23 protein-coding genes are annotated in these 21975 nt (G+C 61.2%); 6 read left to right on the forward strand and 17 right to left on the reverse strand.

Going from position 1 to position 21975, the window contains the following annotated elements; genetic code table 11:
* Nucleotides 1-24 precede the first annotated feature (24 nt).
* The 12 genes from ABTV29_RS23700 to ABTV29_RS23755 form a co-directional block, all read right to left on the reverse strand.
* The gene (locus ABTV29_RS23700) at nt 25-618 is read right to left on the reverse strand and encodes a nucleotidyltransferase family protein (RefSeq protein ID WP_433767060.1); all 594 of its coding nucleotides are present in this window, start codon (nt 616-618) and stop codon (nt 25-27) included.
* The gene (locus ABTV29_RS23705; protein ID WP_433767061.1) at nt 615-1598 is read right to left on the reverse strand and encodes an XdhC family protein; all 984 of its coding nucleotides are present in this window, start codon (nt 1596-1598) and stop codon (nt 615-617) included. Before ABTV29_RS23705 ends, ABTV29_RS23700 begins: the two co-directional genes overlap by 4 nt.
* The gene (locus ABTV29_RS23710; protein WP_433767062.1) at nt 1598-3919 is read right to left on the reverse strand and encodes a molybdopterin cofactor-binding domain-containing protein; all 2322 of its coding nucleotides are present in this window, start codon (nt 3917-3919) and stop codon (nt 1598-1600) included. The genes ABTV29_RS23705 and ABTV29_RS23710 overlap by 1 nt, the downstream gene beginning before the upstream one ends.
* Nucleotides 3916-4386 (reverse strand): (2Fe-2S)-binding protein, encoded by a 471-nt coding sequence (locus tag ABTV29_RS23715; RefSeq protein WP_110966941.1) that lies wholly within the window; start codon nt 4384-4386, stop codon nt 3916-3918. Before ABTV29_RS23715 ends, ABTV29_RS23710 begins: the two co-directional genes overlap by 4 nt.
* Nucleotides 4387-4629: 243 nt before the next feature.
* Nucleotides 4630-5649: a UDP-N-acetylmuramate dehydrogenase gene (murB, locus tag ABTV29_RS23720; RefSeq protein ID WP_433767063.1), complete on the reverse strand. Its 1020-nt coding sequence runs from the start codon at nt 5647-5649 to the stop codon at nt 4630-4632.
* Nucleotides 5646-6110, reverse strand: a complete 465-nt coding sequence (locus ABTV29_RS23725; RefSeq protein WP_433767064.1) for a low molecular weight protein-tyrosine-phosphatase — start codon at nt 6108-6110, stop codon at nt 5646-5648. The genes murB and ABTV29_RS23725 overlap by 4 nt, the downstream gene beginning before the upstream one ends.
* Entirely contained in the window at nt 6110-6874 is a 765-nt protein-coding gene (kdsB, locus tag ABTV29_RS23730; RefSeq protein WP_433767065.1) for a 3-deoxy-manno-octulosonate cytidylyltransferase, read from the reverse strand. Before kdsB ends, ABTV29_RS23725 begins: the two co-directional genes overlap by 1 nt.
* The gene (locus ABTV29_RS23735; RefSeq protein WP_007945752.1) at nt 6871-7056 is read right to left on the reverse strand and encodes a Trm112 family protein; all 186 of its coding nucleotides are present in this window, start codon (nt 7054-7056) and stop codon (nt 6871-6873) included. The genes kdsB and ABTV29_RS23735 overlap by 4 nt, the downstream gene beginning before the upstream one ends.
* Nucleotides 7057-7080: 24 nt before the next feature.
* Nucleotides 7081-8091, reverse strand: a complete 1011-nt coding sequence (lpxK, locus tag ABTV29_RS23740; protein WP_433771991.1) for a tetraacyldisaccharide 4'-kinase — start codon at nt 8089-8091, stop codon at nt 7081-7083.
* Nucleotides 8091-8519, reverse strand: a complete 429-nt coding sequence (locus ABTV29_RS23745) for an ExbD/TolR family protein (RefSeq protein WP_433767066.1) — start codon at nt 8517-8519, stop codon at nt 8091-8093. Before ABTV29_RS23745 ends, lpxK begins: the two co-directional genes overlap by 1 nt.
* Entirely contained in the window at nt 8516-9151 is a 636-nt protein-coding gene (locus ABTV29_RS23750) for a MotA/TolQ/ExbB proton channel family protein (RefSeq protein WP_433767067.1), read from the reverse strand. Before ABTV29_RS23750 ends, ABTV29_RS23745 begins: the two co-directional genes overlap by 4 nt.
* A 98-nt stretch (nt 9152-9249) precedes the next feature.
* Complete coding sequence (locus ABTV29_RS23755) at nt 9250-11484, reverse strand: DNA internalization-related competence protein ComEC/Rec2 (RefSeq protein WP_433767068.1); 2235 nt, start codon at nt 11482-11484, stop codon at nt 9250-9252.
* 136 nt (nt 11485-11620) lie between these two features.
* Here ABTV29_RS23755 and ABTV29_RS23760 point away from each other — a divergent pair, with 136 nt between their 5' ends.
* A complete protein-coding gene (locus tag ABTV29_RS23760) occupies nt 11621-12136 on the forward strand; it encodes a DUF2062 domain-containing protein (protein WP_433767069.1) in 516 nt (171 codons plus the stop codon).
* 153 nt (nt 12137-12289) lie between these two features.
* Here ABTV29_RS23760 and ABTV29_RS23765 read toward each other — a convergent pair whose 3' ends face one another.
* The 4 genes from ABTV29_RS23765 to ABTV29_RS23780 all read right to left on the reverse strand — a co-directional run bounded on the left by ABTV29_RS23765 (nt 12290) and on the right by ABTV29_RS23780 (nt 15458).
* Nucleotides 12290-13069, reverse strand: coding sequence for an ABC transporter permease (locus tag ABTV29_RS23765; RefSeq protein ID WP_433767070.1), 780 nt, complete (start codon nt 13067-13069; stop codon nt 12290-12292).
* A complete protein-coding gene (locus tag ABTV29_RS23770) occupies nt 13066-13998 on the reverse strand; it encodes an ABC transporter ATP-binding protein (RefSeq protein WP_433767071.1) in 933 nt (310 codons plus the stop codon). Before ABTV29_RS23770 ends, ABTV29_RS23765 begins: the two co-directional genes overlap by 4 nt.
* Nucleotides 13999-14131: 133 nt before the next feature.
* Nucleotides 14132-14755: a glutathione S-transferase family protein gene (locus ABTV29_RS23775; protein ID WP_433767072.1), complete on the reverse strand. Its 624-nt coding sequence runs from the start codon at nt 14753-14755 to the stop codon at nt 14132-14134.
* A 43-nt stretch (nt 14756-14798) separates the two neighbouring features.
* A complete protein-coding gene (locus ABTV29_RS23780; protein ID WP_433767073.1) occupies nt 14799-15458 on the reverse strand; it encodes a transglutaminase-like domain-containing protein in 660 nt (219 codons plus the stop codon).
* A gap of 249 nt (nt 15459-15707) precedes the next feature.
* Here ABTV29_RS23780 and ABTV29_RS23785 point away from each other — a divergent pair, with 249 nt between their 5' ends.
* Complete coding sequence (locus ABTV29_RS23785) at nt 15708-18155, forward strand: acyl-CoA dehydrogenase (RefSeq protein ID WP_433767074.1); 2448 nt, start codon at nt 15708-15710, stop codon at nt 18153-18155.
* 83 nt (nt 18156-18238) lie between these two features.
* Nucleotides 18239-18646, forward strand: coding sequence for a PA2817 family protein (locus tag ABTV29_RS23790; RefSeq protein ID WP_077047009.1), 408 nt, complete (start codon nt 18239-18241; stop codon nt 18644-18646).
* Between the two features lie 64 nt (nt 18647-18710).
* Here the strand turns inward: ABTV29_RS23790 and ABTV29_RS23795 are convergent, their stop codons facing one another.
* Complete coding sequence (locus ABTV29_RS23795) at nt 18711-19709, reverse strand: LysR substrate-binding domain-containing protein (RefSeq protein ID WP_433767075.1); 999 nt, start codon at nt 19707-19709, stop codon at nt 18711-18713.
* A 90-nt stretch (nt 19710-19799) separates the two neighbouring features.
* Between ABTV29_RS23795 and ABTV29_RS23800 the strand changes: the two genes are divergently transcribed.
* The 3 genes from ABTV29_RS23800 (at nt 19800) to ABTV29_RS23810 (ending at nt 21930) form a co-directional block, all read left to right on the forward strand.
* Nucleotides 19800-20426 carry an alanyl-tRNA editing protein gene (locus ABTV29_RS23800; RefSeq protein ID WP_433767076.1) on the forward strand — a complete coding sequence of 209 codons (627 nt, stop codon included), beginning with the start codon at nt 19800-19802 and terminating at the stop codon, nt 20424-20426.
* 93 nt (nt 20427-20519) lie between these two features.
* Nucleotides 20520-21290 carry a 2OG-Fe(II) oxygenase gene (locus ABTV29_RS23805; protein ID WP_433767077.1) on the forward strand — a complete coding sequence of 257 codons (771 nt, stop codon included), beginning with the start codon at nt 20520-20522 and terminating at the stop codon, nt 21288-21290.
* Nucleotide 21291: 1 nt separating this feature from the next.
* Complete coding sequence (locus ABTV29_RS23810; protein WP_433767078.1) at nt 21292-21930, forward strand: LysE family translocator; 639 nt, start codon at nt 21292-21294, stop codon at nt 21928-21930.
* Nucleotides 21931-21975 lie beyond the last annotated feature (45 nt).

Genomic DNA, 21975 nt, shown 5'->3' on the forward strand with positions numbered 1-21975 from the left:
AGCAGGCTCGCTCCCACAAGTGATCTACGACTCGAAGATCAACTTTTCAGGCACATCCACATCCCACAAAACCCCGGCATCATCCACCGCAACCTCGACCACTCTGGCCGACGCAAACAACGGCTTGGCCCCACGATCCCCCGACAACCCCATCAATCCCGGCCCAAACGCACGCCCAAACCCTACTGGATGGCCATACTCGCCATTGATCACCGGAACACTGATCCCGTCATCGGCAATCCCCGCCACCACTTGTTCGACTGTCGATGGCAGGATGAACGGCATGTCCCCCAACACGATCAACCATCCGTCAAGCTGCGCACAGGCCGCGACCCCGGCGGCGATGCTATCGCCCATGCCGGTCGACTCAATCAGCACGATCTCGAACCCATATGCCTGGGCCATGCGGATCACTTGCGGGCGATCCTCGGTGGTTACCAGAACGCGCCTTCCCAGATCAGCCGGCAAACTCACCAGCACCTGCTCGATCACCGAACGAACGGCACCATCGCGCCCGGTACAGTTCGCCAACAGCTTGTCCCTGTCGGCACCCGCCTCCTGCCTGAAGCGGCTGCCCTGCCCTGCCGCCAATACGACGACGCCCACTGACGCACTCATACACTCTCCCGCAACGGCTTTTTCTGCTTCAGTTCGACGCCATTCTTGATCGCCACGATTTCGGCCATCAGCGACAAGGCGATTTCCGCCGGGTTATGGCTGCCGATGTGCAGGCCGATCGGGCCGTGCAGCCGCGCGATAGCCTGCGGCGACAAGCCCAGCTGGCCCAGATTGTCCCGACGCTTCTGGCTGTTGACCCGCGAGCCCAGCGCACCGACATAGAAGGCCCTGGAATCGAGGGCGGTGAGCAAAGCCATGTCATCCAGGCGTGGATCGTGGGTCAGGGCGACGATCGCCGTGCGCTCGTCGGTCTGGATGTTGAGCACCGCCTCGTCCGGCATACCCGAGACAAACCGGCCGTGCTGTTCTTCCCAGCCATAGACGAACTCGGTGCGGGGATCGCAGATCAGCACTTCGAAATCCAGCAACCGGGCCATTTCGGCGACATAGCGGGACAATTGCCCCGCGCCAATCAGCAACAATCGCCAACGCGGGCCGTAAATGGCGCGCAAGGTCTTGTCATCGAATGTCAGCACGTCGGTCTTGTTGGCCGGCTGCAGCACCACCTCACCCGTTGCGATATCCAGCGAGCGCGCGACGATCTGATGATCCTCGCAACGTGCCAGCAAATCGGCGACCCATGCCGGATCACCGACGCGCTCCTCGGTCAGGCGCAAGGTGCCGCCACAAGGCAACCCGAAGCGGGCCGCCTCCTCACGGGTTACACCATAGGTGATCAACTGCACCGGCGGCCCGTCAGCCGGGATACGACCGTCATGCAACCGCGCAATCAGGTCGTCCTCGACACAACCGCCGGACACCGACCCGATCACTACACCGTCCTCGCGCAACGCCAGCATGGCGCCAGGGGCCCGGGGCGCGGTGCCCCAGGTCTGGACCACGCTGTACAGCATCACCCGCTGTCCTGCGCGGCGCCACTCCAGCACGCTGCGCAGGACATTCAGATCGGCGCTGTCCATCAGGCGCTGGCCTTGTTCCAGCCCTGGAGCTGGTAACGAACCGGCAGGTCGCGGATGCGTTTTCCGGTGGCGGCGAAGATCGCGTTACACAGCGCCGGAGCAATCGGCGGTACGCCCGGTTCTCCGACGCCACCCAACGGCACATTGCCCGGTGGCGTGACCAGATGCACGGCAACTTCCTTCGGCGCCAGGTTCATGCGCGCCACTTCGTACATGTGGAAGTTGTCCTGCTGGACCTTGCCGTCCTTGAAGCTGATCTCGCCCAGTACCGCGTTGCCCAGGCCCATGACGCAGGCGCCTTCGAATTGCGCGCGAATCCGCTCGGGATTGATCTGCGGACCGCAATCCACGGCAATGTCAGCCTTGTGCACGATCAAGGTGCCATCGTCCTTGACCTCGACCTCGATCACCGCCGCGACATAGGTCACGAAGCTGTAATGCACCGCCAGACCCAGGCCTCGCCCCTTCGGCAACTGGCGCCCCCAACCGGCGGCCTTGGCGGCGGTTTCCAGCACAGTGCGCAAGCGCCCGGTGTCGATTGGATAACGTTCGGGAGATTCGCCGTAGTTCCACTCATCGCTCAAGGTGTTCGGATCGATCTGCCGATCCGGGCCGAGCAACTTGATCTGATACTTGAGCGGGTCTTCCTTGGCTTTGTGTGCCAACTCGTCAATGAAGCTCTGAATCGCAAAACCGTGAGGAATGTTCGACACCGAGCGATACCAGCCCACGCGGGTATGGACCGCCGCTTCAGGGTTTTCCAGGCGAATATTGGGGATCGCGTAAGCCATGTTGGTAAAGCCCATGCCCAACTCGAAAGCCGCCTCGTGATTCATGTTCGGTGCGAACAGCGCGGTAATGCTCGGCGCCACCGTTCGGTGCAACCAGCCGGATGGCAGGCCATCCTTGTTCAGGCTGGCTTCGAGGTGCTCGACCGATACCGTGTGGAAATACGAGCAATGGATGTCGTCTTCACGGGTCCACTGCACCCGCACCGCCTTGCCGGGAAACTCCTTGGCCAGGATCGCCGCCTCGATGATGAAGTCCGGCTTGGATTTTCGCCCGAAACCACCGCCCAGCAAGGTGACATTGAAGGTCACATTATCGAACGGCAAACCCAGGCGCTCGCCAATCCGCTCGCGGGTCACCTGCGGCGCCTGGCTCGGCCCCCAGGCCTCGCACACACCGTCCTTGAAGCGGGCGATGCCGACCATCGGCTCCATCGGCGATTGCGACAGGTGCGGCAGGTAATAGGACGCCGTCAGCGTGCTGTCGGCGCTTTTCATGGCTTCTTCGATGTTGCCGGTATTGCGCACGACTTTGCCGGGTTTCAGCGAAGAAGCTTCCAGTTCCTTGCGATAGGCGATCGAGTCGTAACTGGCGTTGGGACCGTCATCCCATTCGACTTTCAGCGCCTCGCGCCCCTTGATCGCAGCCCAGGTATTGTTCGCCACGACGGCGATACCGCCCAGCGGCTGAAACTCCGAAGGCAGCGGACGGCTCTCGATCTGCAGTACCTTGACCACGCCGGGGACCTTCATCGCCGCCGAGCCGTCGAAGCTTTTCACCTTGCCGCCATACACCGCCGGCCGGGCAATGGCGGCAAACAACATGCCGTCGAAATGCACATCGGCACCGTACACCGCGCGACCGTTGACGATGTCGTCGCCATCGATGGCCTTGTTGCCTTCCTTGCCGATATAGCGGAATTCCGAGGGCATCTTGAGCTTCAGGCTGTCACGCGCCGGTACCGCCAGGGCGCTGGCGGCAGTCGCCAGGGCGCCGTACTCCAGCTCGCGACCGGAAGGTTTGTGTACGACTTTGTGCAGTTGCGCATGGCATTCGCCGACCGGCACTTTCCACTGTTCGGCAGCGGCCTGCTCGAGCATGGTCCGCGCGGCGGCACCGCAACGGCGCATCGGCTCGTACCAGTGGCGCATACTGCGTGAACCGTCGGTGTCCTGGTTGCCGTAGCGGGCTTCGTCGCCTGGCGCCTGACGCACCTTGACCCGCGCCCAATCGGCTTCCAGCTCATCCGCCACGACCATGCTCAGACTGGTGCGCACGCCCTGCCCCATTTCCGAACGGTTGCAAACCACAGTCACCGAGCCATCGGTGGCGATGCTGACATACACCTTGGGATCATCGACCCAGCCGTGGGGCATGCCATCGGCACCGAATTTCTTTTCCTTCTCTTCGGCGAACACGTCCTGCCAGCCCCAACTCGCGGCAATCACCAGGGCGCCCGTGGCCCCCACCCCTTTGAGGAAACCACGCCGGCTGAGATTGCTCAGGGCGAAATCATTCGGTAACCGGCTCATGCCTTGGCCTCCTTCAGGTGAGTGGATGCCTGGCGAATGGCGGTCTTGATGCGGTTGTAGGTACCGCAACGGCAGATATTGCCGACCATCGCCTCTTCGATCTGTTCATCGCTCGGGTTCGGGTTGGTCTTGAGCAACGCCGTGGCAGACATGATCTGCCCGCCCTGGCAGTAACCACATTGGGCCACGGCGGTATCGAGCCAGGCTTGCTGCACGACCTTGCCTACCGGGTCGGCGTGCAGGTTGTCGATGGTGGTGACGTTCTGGCCGACCACCGAACCAATCGGGGTGATGCAGCTGCGCGCCGGAGCGCCTTCGATATGAATGGTGCAGGCACCGCACAGGCCCATGCCGCAGCCGAATTTGGTGCCGTTGTAACCGGCCACGTCGCGGATAGCCCACAGCAGGGGCATGTCCTCGCTGACATCGAGTTGATGGTCTTGACCATTGAGCTTCAGGGTAATCATGGGCACGCCCGCATAGTATTGGTTTATGGGGTCGAGCAATCTGCCGCCGAAGTCCGGCGGTTGGCATCACGCAGATCGACTCAGGCTAAGGAGGCTCTCTTGTGCCGACGGGAACGTCTGCACCGGGCCTTTGATGGAACAAAGCATTGCATCGTTAGCTCGCTAAGTTAACCCAGCATTAACAAAAAAGCCCTGCACTTGGCATCAGTGCAGGGCTTTGGATTGAACCTAGAAAGCGTAGCCTCAATACCGGTTCGGCTCCATTTCCAGATCGACTTGGAAACGTTCTGAAATGTCTTTCTGGATTCGCTGCGCCAGGTCGAGCAATTGCAGCCCGGTGGCGCTGCCGTAATTGACCAGCACCAGCGCTTGCAGCTTGTGCACGCCGGCATCGGCTTCGCGGAAACCCTTCCAGCCCGCCCGCTCGATCAGCCAACCGGCGGCCAGTTTCATCTGCCCGTCGGCTTGCGGGTATGCCACCAGATCCGGGTATTGGCCCTTGAGCTGCGTAACCAGCGCCGCCGGCACCAACGGGTTTTTGAAAAAACTGCCGGCATTGCCGAGCACCGCGGGATCCGGGAGTTTTTCGTTGCGGATGCTGCAAATGGCCTGGCTGACATCGCTGGCCGTCGGATGCTCGATGCCTTGCTCGGTCAATCGCTGGCGCACCGGACCGTAATCCAGATGCAAGTGCGCGGTGCGATCGAGTCTGAAACGCACGCGCAGAATCAACCAGCGTCCCGGCTCCTGCTTGAACAGGCTGTCACGGTAGGCAAAGTTGCATTCCTCCAGGCTGAACTCGCGCAATTCACCGCTCTGGCGATCCAGAGCGGTCAGACCGGCGAACACGTCCTTGATCTCGACCCCATAGGCGCCGATGTTCTGCATCGGCGCCGCGCCGACAGTGCCAGGGATCAGGCTGAGATTCTCCAGACCCGACAAGCCGTGCACCAGGGTGTGCTGCACAAACGGGTGCCATGGCTCGCCGGCCTCGGCCTCGATCACGACCTTGCTGCCATCGTCGCTCAGCACACGAATCCCGCGGGTGGCCATGCGCAGCACCAGCGCCGGGATATCGGCGGTCAGCAACAAATTGCTGCCACCACCAATCACCAGCAACGGCACGTCATGGGCCTGTGCGTAAGCCAGGGCTTCCCGTACATCGGCGTCGCTATGGGCTTCGGCAAACAGGCGGGCCTGAACGTCCACGCCAAAACTGTTGTACGGCTTGAGCGATACCTGTGATCGCAGCTGCAAACTCATAACCGTCCCTTCAGTTCAATCACCAGCGAATCGGTAGCGCGTTCGATCAAATCCAGCACCTGTTCGAAACCCTGATCGCCGTCGTAATACGGGTCCGGCACTTCATCGAGTTCGCACTGGTAACGGCGCAGGAACAGGTCCAGCTCGGCCTTGCCCTTGGCTGGCTGAAGCGCCTTGAGGTTGCGCAGGTTGCTGTTGTCCATCGCCAGGATCAGGTCATAAGTGGCGAAATCGGCGCGGGTAACCTGCTGGGCGCGCTGGGCCGACAGGTCGTAGCCGCGACACTTCGCGGCAGCCTGGCTGCGCTTGTCCGGGGCCTTGCCAATGTGCCAGTCACCGGTTCCGGCGGACGCGACTTCGACCTGCTCGGCCAAGCCTGCCTCGCGCAGTTTGTGTCGCAGCACGCCTTCGGCGGTGGGTGAACGGCAGATGTTCCCCAGGCAGACAAACAGGACCCGCATCAGGCCTCCAGCAGGCGACGAACGCGCTCAAGGTCTTCAACGGTATCGACACCGGCCGGCGGCGCGATCAGCGCGTCGGCGACGTGAATCCGCACGCCGTGCCAGAGCGCCCGCAGCTGTTCCAGGCATTCGGTGTTTTCCAGCCAGCACGGGCCCCAGCTGACGAAGTCATGCAGGAAACCGGCGCGGTAGGCGTAGATACCGATATGACGACGGTACGGCACGCCTTGCGGAAGCTGCTCGCGGTTCTGGGCAAAGGCATCCCGTGCCCATGGCAGCGTGGCGCGACTGAAGGTCAGGGCCAGGCCATTGAGGTCGCTGACGACCTTGACCACATTGGGATTGAACAGGCTTTCAACGTCTTCAATCGGCTCGCCCAGGGTGGCCATGCGCGCTTCGGTGTGGGCGGCCAGGTTGGCGGCGACCTGGTCGATCACGCTTGGCGGGATCAACGGCTCGTCACCCTGGACGTTCACCACGATGGCGTCCGGGGCCAGACCCAGTTTCGCCGCGACTTCCGCCAGGCGATCGGTCCCGGAGTTGTGATCTTCGCGGGTCAGCACCACTTCGGCGCCAAACCCCTGGCAGGCTTCGACGATGCGCGCATCGTCGGTTGCCACGACTACACGCTGGGCGCTGCTTTTGCTCGCCTGCTCCCAGACGTGCTGGATCATCGGCTTGCCGGCGATCAGCAGCAACGGCTTGCCCGGCAAGCGGGTGGAGGCATAGCGCGATGGAATGACAACGGTAAAGGCTGTGGTCATTTATCCAGACGCTCATCGGTGGTCAGGGTGCGGGCTTCGGTTTCGAGCATCACAGGGATACCGTCGCGAATAGGGTAGGCAAGACCTGCGCCCTTGCTGATCAACTCGGTCTTGTCGGCGCTGAGCTTGAGCGGGCCTTTGCAGACCGGGCAAGCGAGGATGTCGAGCAATTTGGTGTCCATGAGCATTCCCTGGATAAAAACGGATTAAGGCAACAGACGAGCCGGCAACAGACGCATCAGCTGAGTATCGAACCAGGCTACGAAAGCCGGCGACGGCACAGCATCGACCGCCAGGTACCACCAATCGGCGGCGGCAAAGGCACGGCACTTCACCGCGTCCTTTTCGGTCATCACCAACGGCAATGACGGGGTGAAATTCAAGGCCTGCACGCTGTATTCGGCGTGATCGGCAAATGCATGCGGGACCGGCTGCCAGTGTAGCGTTTCGAGGGTCTTGAAGAAACGCTGAGGGTTGCCGATGCCGGCCACGGCGTGCAGTGCCTGGCCGGGGGGAAAGTGGTCGAGGGGATGGCGTGCGCCGCTGCGCAGATTGATCAACGCGCTGGGTTGCAACTGGAAGGCAAAGCCGCCCTCGCGATCCGCCGCGGCACCGTTATAGAGCACCGCATCGACGCTTTGCAGGCGCTCGACCGGTTCGCGCAATGGCCCGGCGGGCAAACAACGCCCGTTCCCCAGGCCACGGGCGGCATCGATCAGCACCAGCTCCAGATCGCGGGCCAGGCGGTAGTGCTGCATGCCGTCATCGGACAGGATCAAATCCAGCGGCTCGCTCTCCAGCAACGCCTTGACCGCGCGGCTGCGGTCCGGATCGATCATCAACGGCACGCCCGTGCGCTGGACGATCAATAGCGGCTCGTCGCCAGCAATGTCCGCGCCTTGATCGGCCTCGACCCGCCACGGCAACTGAGGCGGTTTGGCGCCGTAGCCGCGGCTGACCACGCCGACCCGCAGGCCGCTACGCTGACAATGTTCGATCATCCATAGAATCATGGGCGTCTTGCCAGTGCCGCCGACCGTGATGTTGCCGACCACGATCAGCGGCACGGGCGGCTGATAGATATCACCCTCGCCCGCCAGGAAGCGTTTGCGTTTGTTGTTGACCACACGCCGGTACAACCACTCCAGGGGCTGTAACAGCTTCAGGGCCGGATGCCCCTGGTACCACGCGGCAAGCAATCGATCGGACATGGCCATCATGGCGCGGTAGGCGCCGCCTCGACTGTGGTCATGCGCAAGTGGCTGAAGCCAAGCTTGCCGGCGGCGTCCATGGCAGTGATCACCGACTGATGCTGGGATTTGCCGTCGGCGCTGATGGACAGTGGTCGACTGGTGTCGCCATTGGAGGCTTTCTGCAGCGCCTCCATCAGGCTCGCCAGGTCGCTCTTTGGCAGAATCTGGTTGTTGACCGAGAACACGCCCTCAGCACTGATGGCGATATCCAGCTGTTTCGACTGATCCTCGGTCGGCGAGCCGCTGACGGCTTCCGGCAGGTCCACGCGCAACTGGGTTTCGCGGGTAAAGGTGGTAGTCACAACGAAAAACAGCAGCAGGACAAACACCACGTCGATCAGCGACACCAGGTTGATGTCTATGTTCTCCCGTTGCTTGCGGCGGAACTTCACGCTTTGCCTCCAGCCAGATCAACGTCACGGTCGCCCTGCACCACTTCAACCAGTTTGATGGCTTCCTGCTCCATGCCCACGACGAGTTCATCAATGCGTCGTTGCAGAAAACGGTGGAAGAAAACCGCCGGGATACCGACGATCAGGCCGGAAGCCGTGGTCACCAGGGCTTTGGAAATACCACCGGCCAGCACTGCCGGGTTGGTCGCCATGCCCGAGCCCATGAAGGAACTGAAGATATCGATCATACCGAGCACGGTACCGAGCAATCCCAGCAGCGGCGCCATGGCGGCGATGGTGCCGAGGGCGTTGATGTAGCGCTCCAGCTCGTGGATGACCCGCGCGGCGGCCTCTTCGATGCACTCTTTCATGATCTCGCGACCATGTTTGGAGTTGGCCAGGCCCGCCGCGAGGATCTCGCCCAGCGGCGAGTTGGCGCGCAGTTCCTTGAGTTTTTCTTTATTGAGTTGCTTGTCCTTGATCCACACCCAGACCTGCCCGAGCAAGTGCTCCGGGGTCACACGACTGGCCCGCAGGGTCCAGAGGCGCTCGGCGACGATCGCCATGGCCGCGATGGAACTCAGGATGATCGGCAGCATCATCCAGCCGCCGGATTTGACCAATTCCCACACAGTGACAGTCCCCTCGAAAAAGTGCGCCACTCTAACATAGGGGGTGAGTTGACCGAAGACCGTGATGTCGCATCCGGTCGGTCTCTGATAGCCGAAGGTTACTCATGAGTTGCCGGTGGATCGCGCCAGAACCGCCGTTCCAGACGCATTGTCCGCGGCGGCTCGAAACGCCCCAGTTGCAGATGAATGGCACCCTGCTGCGCACTGTCATGGATGGCCATGCCGCGCTTTCGATAGCGCGCCAGTACTGTCGGATGGGGATGACCGAACGAATTGCCCCGACCACGGGAGATCAGCACGGCCTTGGGCTGCAAGCCGTTGAGCAATACCGTTGTGGAGGAACTGCGACTGCCATGGTGTGGCGACTGCAACCAGTCGGTCTTTACCGCCAGCGGACTCTCAAGCAGCGCGCGCTCGGCGCTGGCGTCGATATCACCGGTCAGCAGCAATCGCTCGCCGCTGGCGTCAATCTGCAAAACGCAGGATTTTGGATTGCTTTCCTGAGCATCCGCCCAACGCCATAGCTCGAAGCTCACACCATCCCAGGTCCATTGCCGACCACTTTCGCATTCCCCGGCTTGCAGTTCAGTCGGCAGCTCCTCGGGTTCACCACTGACTACCTGTCGCACCGGCAATGCCCTGGCAACCGCCTGAGCCCCTCCGGAATGATCGACGTGGGCGTGGCTGATCAACATCATATCGAGAGCGTCCACACCCAGTTTGCGCAAGGTCGGCACCACGACACGCTCGCCAAGATCACTGCCACCCAAGCGTGGCCCGGCGTCATACAACAGCGCGTGATGGCGGGTTCGAACCAGGATGGCCAGGCCCTGACCGACATCCAGTTGCCAGATTTCAGCAACGCCTTCAGGCAGCGAGGGCCTGGGCGGAACAATCAGTATCAGCAGCAACGGCCACCCCAACGGCCGCAGCGGCACGCCTCGCGGCAGCAGAAGCAGGAACGCACCGATTGCCCCCATGGCCCAAACCCACCCTGAAACCGTCACAGGTATCCACGCAGGAATCTGCCCGGCCATCATCCGCAGCCCCTGGAATAACCAGTCGACCAGCCCGCCGGCCAGCCACAGCAAGCCCTCCCCCACATAGGGAACGGGCAACAACAGGGTTCCAAGCAAGGCCGGTGGCAGCACCAGCATGCTGATCCAGGGCACGGCCAGCAGATTCACCAGCGGCCCACTGAGGCTGATCGGCAGGCCCAGTATCAGCAGCAGCGGCGCCAACCCGATTGCGATCAGCCATTGGGCGCGGGTCCAGGTTTGCCACCATCGCCACGGCCCCAGGCGACCGCCGAAGGTGAAGATCAGCACCGCCACCGCCCCGAAAGACAACCAGAACCCCGGTTGCAGGCTGGCCAATGGGTCCATTAGCAACACGCCATTGAGCGCCAGCAGTAGCGGCCACCAGGCACCAAGGTGGCGAAATCGCAGACGCCATAACAACACCAGCCCGATCATCAGGCAGGCACGCCGCACCGGCACCTCGAAACCGGCCAACAGCCCGTATCCGAGAGCGGCAGCGAAGGCCAGGCCGCAGGCCCAGGGCAACCACGGCAGACGGGCTGGCCACAAGCCATAACGGGCAAGCCCGGCGATCAACATATACACCAGGCCCGCCAGCAAGCCGATGTGCTGCCCGGAAATCACCAACAGGTGCACGGTGCCGGTGTCCTGCAACACTTGCCAGTCTTCACGACTGAGCCCTGCACCATCCCCCAGCACCAACGCCACCAGGATGCCCGTCCGCCCCTGAGCGTCCACTTGCAGCAACCTTTGCCGAATGCCGTCGCGCCAGGCCCACCGCGCCTCGGCCAGTCGCTCGCCGTCCTTGACGGTGCCAGTCGCACCGATGCGCTGCGCCAGCAACCAGGCGTCGTAATCGAAGGCATGGGGATTGAGTAATCCGGCTGGTTGCTTCAGCTTGACCGCCAGTCGCCAGCGCTCGCCGCTTTTTACCGCAGGTCCGCCGTACCAGGCCAAGCGCAGGCGCTGCGGCACGCTGCCGTGGCGTGACCGGGCGTCCGCCAATTCGAAGCGCACGACCGCATCGCCTTGCTGAGGCAAACCCACGACGCGCCCTTCGACCCAACGAGTCTCGCCATCCAGGTTCGGTCGCAACCGGTCATCCAGCGCCCATTGCGCCTGGGCGCCGGCCCAGCTCAAGCCGAAGAGGAAAAACGCCACGGGGTACGACCGAAACGGCAGCAACATCAAACCCACTACCGGTAACAACAGCCACAACCCGACCGGCGGCAATGCCGGTAAAAAACGCAGGGTCAGCAAACCCAGCGCCAACGCCACCATCCCTGTGCGCATGTGCCTTTCCTGGAGAGTTCCGAACCTAGGCATAGCCGGCCGATTGCACGTCCGCCGTTATCAATTGTCACAAAGTCTGAATAGGCGACTCATAGAATCCATACATACTTGCCGCCTTAACCGACCGAGAAGCCTTATGCCCCGGCGCTTGTTCAAACGTTACATGCCAGATCCGATAAGCATCAGGGAACACAAATCCTTACGCTTTCTCGGCACTCTGTTGCATGACCCGAACCTCTGGCACCTCAACCGCCACTCCGTTGCCCGCGCCATGGCGGTCGGCCTGTTCGCGGCGTTCCTGCCGATTCCCTTGCAAATGCTGGTCGCCGCCGTCCTCGCCATCGTTGTGCGCGGCAATATGCCAATTGCCGTCAGCCTGGTCTGGCTGACCAACCCCATCACCATGCCCGCCGTGTTCTTTTGCACCTACCAGGCAGGCGCCTGGCTGATGGACGTGCCCGCCCGCCATTTGCCGGATGAGCTGACCTGGGAATGGATCAGCGGCGAACTCTCGACCCTGTGGCAGCCGTTCCTGCTCGGTTCGGTGGTGACGGGGCTGGTGCTTGGGGCGCTGGCTTATTGCCTGGTGATGATGTACTGGCGCTGGTGGGTTGCGCGGCAGTGGAAACGGCGCAAGCAGCGCCGGATGTGAGAATGCAAAACGGCCTCCGCTTGGGAGGCCGTTTTTTATGGCGTCTGGAATGACGCCATCGCGAGCAGGCTCGCTCCCACAATGAAATCTGATGACGACGTAGATCCAATGTGGGAGCGAGCCTGCTCGCGATTGAAGGCGCCGCGGTGTTGCTTAAGTGCGCATCCCCCGCCCACTCACCAGCAACCGCGCACAACCGATATACAGAATCACCGTCGCCACCAGCATGAACGTGATCGCAATGCTGATGCGGATATCCGACACGCCAAGGATGCCGTAGCGGAACGCGTTGACCATGTGCAGCACCGGGTTGGCCAGGGACACGGTCTGCCAGAACGGCGGCAGCAGCGAGATCGAGTAGAACACCCCGCCCAGGTAAGTCAGCGGCGTCAGCACGAAGGTCGGGATGATCGAGATGTCATCGAAGTTGCGCGCAAACACTGCGTTGATAAATCCCAGCAACGAGAAGATCGTTGCCGTCAGGACCACCACCAGAATGGTCACGCCCAGGTGATGCACCTGCAAATGGGTGAAGAACAGCGACAGCAGCGTCACGATGATCCCGACCATCAACCCGCGCAGCACGCCGCCCAGGGTGTAGCCGATCAGGATGGTGTGCGGCGAAACCGGCGACACCATCAACTCTTCGATGGAGCGCTGGAACTTGCTGCCGAAGAAACTCGACACCACGTTGCCATAGGAGTTGGTGATCACCGACATCATGATCAGCCCCGGCACGATGTACTCCATATAGGTGAAGCCACCCATGTCGCCGATCTGCCGGCCGATCAGGTTACCGAAGATCACGAAGTACAGAACCATGGTAATCGCCGGTGGCAGCAGGGTCTGCGGCCAGATCCGGGTAAAGCGCCGGACTTCACGGTAAACGATGGTGTTCAGGGCGACGAGGTTGGGGCGCAGCTCGGAACTCATACCGCCACCTTCGACAGATTTTTCTCCACCAGGGACACGAACAACTCCTCGAGGCGATTGGTCTTGTTACGCAGGCTCAGCACCTCAATGTTCTGCTGTGCCAGCTGAGTGAAAAGCGCGGTAATGCCCATGCTTTTATCCACCTGGACTTCCAGGGTATGGCCATCGAGCAACCGCGAGGAATAGCCAAGCAGTTGCGGCGGCGCACCCAGGCCGTTCTTCAGGTCCAGCAGGAAGGTCTCGACATGCAGTTGGCCGAGCAGCTGCTTCATGCTGGTATTTTCGACGATGGTGCCGTGGTCGATGATGCCGATGTTGCGGCACAACTGTTCAGCCTCTTCCAGGTAATGGGTGGTGAGGATGATGGTGATGCCACGTTTGTTCAGCTCGGTGAGGAAGGTCCACATCGAGCGGCGCAGTTCGATGTCCACCCCCGCCGTCGGCTCATCGAGGATCAACAGACGCGGTTCGTGAACCAGCGCGCGGGCGATCATCAAGCGACGCTTCATGCCGCCGGACAACGAACGCGACGGCACATCGCGCTTGTCCCACAGGCCCAGCTGGGTCAGGTATTGCTCGGCGCGTTCCTTGGCGACTTTCGCCGGAATGCCGTAGTAACCGGCCTGGGTCACGACGATGTCGAAGGTCTTTTCAAACTGGTTGAAGTTGAATTCCTGGGGCACCACGCCGATCGAGCGCTTGAGCGCGGCCGGGTTCTTGTCCAGGTCATGCCCGAAGATATTCACCGTACCGCTGGTCTTGTTCACCAGGGTCGAGAGAATGCCGATGGTCGTGGATTTGCCGGCGCCGTTGGGGCCGAGCAAGGCGAAGAAGTCACCTTCGGCGACGTCCAGATCGATACCACTCAAGGCCTGGAAACCGTTGCCGTAGGTTTTGGTTAGCTGCCGGATGGACAGAGCGGAACTCATATCGGATTTACGCACCAAGAAGTGAAGAAAGGAAAAAGTATGAGCGGGCGGCGAGCCATGCAACCGCAGCGCAATAGCACAATGGTGCTTGTCGCCGCCACACAAGTACAGTCAAGTGTGTCGATAGTGAGTATTAAGTCAACGCGGTCATGACCGCCTTGCGATACGCCGGGCGCTCGGTCAGGCGCGCATACCAGGCTTGCAGATGAGGCAGTGGTGCGCGCTCGATCGGCATTTCGAACCAGGCATAAATAAAACTGCCCAGGGGAATGTCGCCCATGCCGATCTCATCACCTGACAACCAGGGTTTGTTCGCCAGCGCATGATCGGCCATCGCCAGCAGCGCATCGCACTCCTTGATTGCGGCCTTGATGGCGGGCCAGTCCTGTTGCTCCGCCGGGGTACGCAGTACGCCCCAGAACACGGTGCGAAACGGGCCGGCGAAACTGGAGGTGGTCCAGTCCATCCACTTGTCGGCGGTCGCCCGCGCTTGCAGATCCTGGGAGAACCACGCTGTCCCGGCCGCATGTTTGGCCATCAGGTAGCGGACGATGGCGTTGGATTCCCACAACACGAAACCGTCGTCTTCGATCACCGGAACGCGGCCATTGGGGTTCATGGCGCGATACTCGGGCGTGTCCACGACACCAAAGGCGCCGCCCGCATCGATGGCTTCGTAGGCGAGGCCGAGTTCCTCGGCGGCCCACAATGGTTTCCTGACATTCGACGAATTTTTCCGACCCCAGATCTTCAGCATGACCGCCTCTCGATTGATGAATGCGCAGGCAGCATACGCCGGATCAGGCGCGACTCAAATCGCTCTGCATGTCCCCCAGCAGCGGTTGCAGTTGCGAGCCGAACAGGTGCGGATAGCACTGGCGCAGGTGCTCGAAGAAGAACGCTTCGGGCACATCGGTGAACTGGCCGTGATCGACCAGGTACTCCATCAGTTTTTCGCCATCGCGATTGAACGGGTGAAAAACACTGTCATTAAGACCGTCGAATTCCAGCGGTGCGACGTTGAACAGCTCACACAAACCCTGATTGAAAGCCGGCGTTGCCTTGACCCAACGATCGTTCAAATACAGCTCGGTGTAGCCATGCATGGCGAACACATCGCTCTTGAGCAGCTCAAGCAGACGCGGCGTCGACAAATGATTGCGCACATCCGCCAGGCCAATCCGCGCCGGTATCGCGCAATGCCGCGCGGCGCCTGCCAGCAACGTGGCCTTGGGCACGCAATAACTTTCACCGGTGGCCAGTGCATGACTGCCACGCAAGGTCTGCGGGTCGAGGCTGAAGGCGTACGGGTTGTAGCGCACCGCCTCGCGCACGGCGTAATAGAGACTGACGGCCTGCTCGACCGGGTCGCGACTGGCGCCTCGATGCTTTTCGGCGAACTCCACCACTGCAGGGTGGTCACTATCGATGAAGCGGCCGGGGCTCAGGTACTCGTGCATGCGGGCAATCTCCTTGGCTAGCTCCCGAGTCTAGCGAGAGGTTCAGCACACAGATAACGACGTTTCGGCCAAATGTGCACGCTTTGGCGCCCGCACAATGAACGATTCTTCACGGTCCGGCGCCCCTCGGGCCGACACAATCAGCGTGGGTTTCCCACGTTTTCAGTCACCTTGCTCCAACCACCCCGTTTCGCGGATGCCGTCTAAGCTCTTGGGGTTGGTTTGCCCTGGTTTCACGGAGGATTAAATATGCTGCTGTTGTGGATAGTGGTTCTGGTTGTCGGGATAGCTTATTTAGCCCACCGTCGTATCGCCCCGCTGCCCGCCCTGGGCATGGTGGCGGTCTACCTGCTGGCCATGGGAGCCCTCAGTCGCGCGCCGGGCTGGTTGTTGTTGATTTTCTGGGTCCTGCTCGCCGTCGTGGCGGCCCCTTTGTTGTTGCCTGATCTGCGGCGCAAATTCTTCAGCGCGCCGATGTTCAACTGGTTCCAGAAAACCCTGCCACCCATGTCGCAAACCGAACGCGACGCCATCGAAGCCGGCACCGTGTGGTGGGACGGCGAACTGTTCAGCGGTCGTCCCGACTGGAACAAACTGCTGTCCTATCCAGTGGCCCAGCTGAACGAAGAGGAACGCGCCTTTATCGATGGCCCGACCGAAGAGCTCTGCGCCATGGTCAGCGACTGGCAGCTGGGGCAAACCATGGACCTGCCGGAACAGGCCTGGACCTTCATCAAGGACAACGGCTTTTTCGCCCTGATCATTCCCAAGGAGTTTGGCGGCAAGGGTTTCTCGGCCTACGCCCACTCGCAAGTGGCGATGAAACTGGCGAGCCACAGCGGCGACCTCGCGTCCACCGTGATGGTCCCCAACTCCCTCGGCCCGGCGGAGCTGCTGTTGCATTACGGCACCGACGAACAACGCAACCACTACCTGCCACGCCTGGCGCGGGGCGACGAAATTCCATGCTTTGCGTTGACCGGGCCACTGGCCGGCTCCGACGCCGGCGGCATGCCCGACACCGGCATCATCTGCAAGGGTGAATGGCAAGGCCAGGAAACCCTCGGCCTGCGCCTGAACTGGGAAAAGCGCTACATCACCCTCGGCCCGGTGGCCACCCTGCTCGGCCTGGCGTTCAAGGCCTATGACCCGGACCATCTGCTGGGCGAAAAGGAGGATCTGGGCATCAGCCTGGCACTGGTGCCAACCGACACTGCCGGAGTAAACATCGGTCGCCGCCACCTGCCATTGGGCGCGGCGTTCATGAACGGGCCGAACTCCGGCAAGGACGTGTTCATCCCGCTGGACTTCTTGATCGGCGGCCAGGAAATGCTCGGCAAGGGCTGGATGATGTTGATGAACTGCCTGTCCGTCGGGCGTTCGATTTCCCTGCCGGCGGTGGGCACCGGCATGGCCAAGTTCACCAGCCTGGTCACCGGCCAGTACGCGCAGATTCGCGAACAGTTCAATGTGCCGATTGCCGCGTTCGAAGGCATTCAGGAAGCAATGGCCCGCATCGGCGGTAACGCCTGGATGATGGACGCCGCGCGCATGCTCACCGCCAACGCGGTGGACCTCGGCGAGAAACCGTCGGTGCTGTCGGCGATTCTCAAGTATCAGCTCACCGAACGCGGCCGCGAATGCATCAGCCATGCGATGGATGTGCATGGCGGCAAGGCGATCATCATGGGCCCGAAAAACTACCTCGGACGCATGTGGCAAGGCGCGCCCATCTGCATCACCGTGGAAGGCGCGAACATCCTCTCGCGCAACCTGATGATCTTCGGCCAGGGCGCGATTCGCTGCCATCCCTTCGTGCTCAAGGAAATGGCCCTGGCGGGGCGCGAGGACAAGGATCAGGCGCTGACCGAGTTCGATGGCCTGCTGCTCAAGCACATCGGTTTTGCCGTGGGCAACGCCGCCAGTACGCTGGTGCTGAACCTCGGTTTCGGTCATCTGGAACACCTGCCGGGCGACAGGATCAGCCAGGGTTATTTCCGTGCCCTCAACCGCCAGGCCGCTGCGTTCGCCCTGCTGGCCGACCTCAGCATGATGTTGCTCGGCGGTGAACTCAAACGTCGTGAACGCCTGTCGGCACGGCTGGGGGATGTTCTGAGCAACCTGTACCTGGCCAGCGCCGCCCTCAAACGCTACAACGACCTCGACACGCCGCAGTACATGGAGCCGCTGTTTGTCTGGGCCATGGAAGAAAGTCTTGGCCAGGCCGAACGGGCCATGGATGAACTGCTGAACAATTTCCCGAACAAGGTCCTGGCGTGCCTGCTGCGGGTAATCGTGTTTCCGTTCGGCCGTCGCCACAAAGGGCCGTCGGACAAGCTCGGTGCCGCAGTCGCCGGGGTGATCGGTCGCGCCAAGGGCGATCCCGCCCTCGAAGAGCTGCTTCAGGGTTGCTACCGTCCGCAATCGAAGGAAGATCCGATAGGTGCCCTGCAACATGCCTGCGACCTGCTGAGTGCCGCGCAACCCCTGCAGAAGAAGCTGCACGTGGCGCTCAAGAGCGGCCAGGTCAGGCCGGTCGCCGGTGAGCCTGTCATCGATACCGCCCTGGAGGCTGGCGTGCTGCAGCCGGTTGAGGCGCAAACGCTACGTGAGGCAGAAGCGGCTCGGCGCAAGGTGATCGATGTCGATGATTTCGACAAAGAAGAAATCGCACTGACCAATGGGCGGGTCCGCTGATCCAGTCAAATATGCGCAGCATGTAAAAATGGGCGCGGGAGCTTTATACTCCCGCGCCCGTTTTGCTCTTGAGGACTTATCTCGTGTCCAACATCGTTGCCGATCATCTCGTTTTGCTCGACCACCTGCGCAGCATCCTGGTCGCCGTGGGTGAGGCCGACCAGGTTCCCGAAGAAAGCCATGCCTTGTTCCTGGAGCGCTTCGACGAACTGCGTGCACTGCTGCCGGTCGACCCGATCGAAAGCCAATACCTGGGCCAGGACATCCTGTGCCAGGTCATCACCCGCTACCCGCAAATCGCCCACCTGGTCCCGCGCGACCTGCTGTGGTACTTCGCCGGTGACTGCCTGCACTACATGCCCGATGATGAAATCGACCTGTACCAGGCACTGGAAGAACGTCGCTTCGAAGCCGAACAGAACGACGAACCCTTTGACTGGAACCAGGAAAAACAGCTGCTGGCCCTGTCGAATCAGGACAGCAAGCACTGATCCTCGGTCGGTAATGCAAAAGGCCCGCATGGTTATCCATGCGGGCCTTTTTTTGTGGCCTGTCTTAAAACAAGCCATCACTCTCGGGGAGTTCATACTCCGAAACGGCAATATTCGAAGGCCTCGACTTGCCCGGTCGGTTCAACGTCGGCTCCTTCTCTAGGCACTCCACCAGATAATCGATCAAGACCCGTAGCTTGGGTGGCAGGTATCGGGTTGGCGAATGCAGCAGCCAGGCACCTCCGTGGTAGGACGCCAAGAAGGTCCAGTCCGGCAGCACTTGCACCATCAAGCCCTTCTCCAGGGCACGGCGCGCCGTGAAATACGGCAGGCTGCCAATGCCGATGTGCTGCAAGACGGCGCCGAAACGTACGCCAGTGTGATTGGCGGCATATCGCCCGCGCACACCAACCGTCACTGTCTTGTTGCCCTTCTTGAACTTCCAGCGCGCATCGCTCGGCGTTTCACCCAGGTAGATGCAACTGTGGTTGAGCAAGTCATGGGGATGGGTCGGCGTTCCGTGCTCGGCCAGATACTGCGGTGTCGCGCAGAGCATATGGTCGATGCTCAGCAATTGCCGTCCCACGAGCCCCGCCGGGGGCCGGTCAGTGATACGAATCGCCAGGTCGACATGATCGTCGATCAGATCCACCTGGCGATCCTCCAGCAACATCTCCACATCCACCTTGGGATAGCGGCGCAGAAACTCCGGCATATGCGGGTGAATGACGATTCGGCCAACCGCCTTCGGCACGCTGATACGCACCACGCCCTCGGGTTCATCGGTGAACTGACCACTGATTTCCATCACCGACCGGGCTGCACTGACCATGTCCTGGCAACGCTTGAACACTTCCTCGCCACCGTCGCTCAGGCGCAACTTGCGCGTAGTCCGTTGCAGCAAACGCATGGCGAGGACTTTCTCCAGTCGCGAAATGCTGCGACTGACGGCCGAGGGTGAAGAGCCCAGTTGGCGAGCCGCCTCGGAGAAACTGCCGGTCTCGACGACCTTGACGAAAATCGCCATTTCACCCAGCAGGGGCAGCGGTAGATTTATGCTCACGACGCAACAGTCCTTTGATGTTTGACCGGATTATCACGCACCAGCACGGTCCATATAATAAAAATTAGAAACATTTTTGTGAGTTTGGATATGACGCTTCGCCTTTTTTTCCACAGTGATGACCTCAAGGCCAACGTGGAAATCCTGGAATGCACGCCCCACGAGCACGAGTTTGCCGTGGTATTGCGCGCCACACTGTTCCACCCCCAGGGCGGCGGGCAACCCTGCGACACCGGCTGGATTGGCGAAAGCCGGGTACTGCGCGTGATGCAGGATCCCGAGCGGATCATCCATTTCGTCGACCGCCCGGTGAGCACCGGCATGACGCAGATCCGTATCGACGAGCAACGTCGTCAGTTCAATACGCGCATGCACTCGGCCGGCCACCTGATCGGTCACTTCGTCCAGGCCATGGGCTGGATGCCGATCAAGGCGCATCACTGGCCGGGCGAAGCAAAAGTGCAGTTCAAACCGGCGGACTGCGCACAGGACGTTGATGTGCAGACGCTGCAGGACGGTCTCGCACAGTGGATCGCCCATGACCTGCCACGCCTGACCTCGTCGCGCGAAGGCACCCGGGAAATCGGTTTCGGCGAGCTGCCCGCCTACGGTTGCGGCGGCACCCATGTACGTAGCCTGAAGGATTTGGGCACGGTCACGATCGAATCCCTTTCGCAGAAGAAAGGGATCCTGTCCGTCCACTATCACGTGGACTGAGTTGCAGGACGATGCCATTTGCCGGCATCGCCTGGCGCCGGATGAGCCTGCGTTCGCAGGCTTCGTTGACACTTTGTCGGATGGACCCAGGACATGATGCTTGACGTCGAATGTCTCGATGAGACGTGCATAAAAAAGCTGGCCAATGAGGAAGTTCTCGCCATCCGCATCAAGGGCTGGCTAGCCCCGCCATTGGCGATGCAAATTGGCGAAAAGATCCTCGAGCCAGGTTTTGAAGGCTATATCAACGCGCCGAGCATCGGTCGCATCGGCATGGCGTTTTACGAAGCGGAAAACCAGCCACTGCTGATCGAGGACTATTTCGCACGCGCCACTCGCAACATCGCCGAATTGCGCAACCGCTGCGCGCCCTACTCGTCCCCGGTCGATACCTTGCGCTGCATGCTCGACGAGTCCTGGCCGGCAGGCGCACACCTGGAAACCCTCTACGGTCGCAAGATGTATGTCGGGCTTTCCCGGGTGGTGAAACCCGGTGTGTGTTTTCTCGCCCATCACGACATTTTCGCCAAGGACGCGCCGGACAGTTTTCAGGCCAGAAGCCTGGAGGCGCAGTTCGCCTGCAATGTTTACCTGAACATGCCCACCGAAGGCGGTGCCTTGCAGATGTGGGACCACGACATTTCGCCGGATCAGTTCGACGAAATGCGCGGTGACAGCTACGGCATCGACCCGACCCTGCTGGGAACGCCGACTCTGGAAGTCCGTCCCGAGCCGGGCGATTTCATCATGTTCAACTCGCGCCGCATGCACGCGGTGACGCCGGGCCTGACCGATCCGCGCTTGAGCCTTTCATTCTTCGTCGGCTATCGCGGCGCGGCTTCCCCCCTGACCTTCTGGAGTTGAAATGCTTTCCAATTACCTGGGCGAATTTCTGGCGTTGGCGACCATCCATTTCCTGGCCGTGGTCGCCCCAGGGCCGGACTTTGCCGTAACGATCCGTCAGAGCGTGCGTTTTGGCCGGTGGACCGGCATCTGCACGGCACTGGGCATCGGCGCTGGCATTTCCGTGCATGTGCTGTACACCCTGCTGGGCGTGGGCGCGCTGATGCACACGATTCCCTGGATGCTGACCTTGGCCAAGGTGATTGGGGGTGCCTACATTCTTTACCTGGGCATCAGCCTGCTGCGCAGCCAACCCAAATCCGTGCTCGAGGGTGAAAAAGAAGCGGACGAGCCAGTGGTCAAGCAAACCCTGTTCAAGGCATTCACCACCGGCTTTCTCACCAACGCCACCAATCCCAAGGCCACGCTGTTTTTCCTGGCGATCTTCACCACTTTGGTCAGTTCCACGACACCGTTGGCGATTCAGGCGCTGTACGGTGTGTGGATGTGCTGTGTGAATGCCTTGTGGTTTGTGATCGTCGCGCTGTTTTTTTCGAGCAACAAAGTGCGGTTGCTGTTTTTGCGCATGGGGCACTGGTTCGAACGGACCATGGGCGTGATCCTGATTTTGTTTGCGGGGCGGTTGATTCTGTCGATGTAAAAACGCCTGAATGCAAAAGGCCCGCTCAGTCTGACTGGCGGGCCT

It is taken from the genome of Pseudomonas putida (genome assembly GCF_050989985.1).
GTDB lineage: Bacteria > Pseudomonadota > Gammaproteobacteria > Pseudomonadales > Pseudomonadaceae > Aquipseudomonas > Aquipseudomonas putida_AI.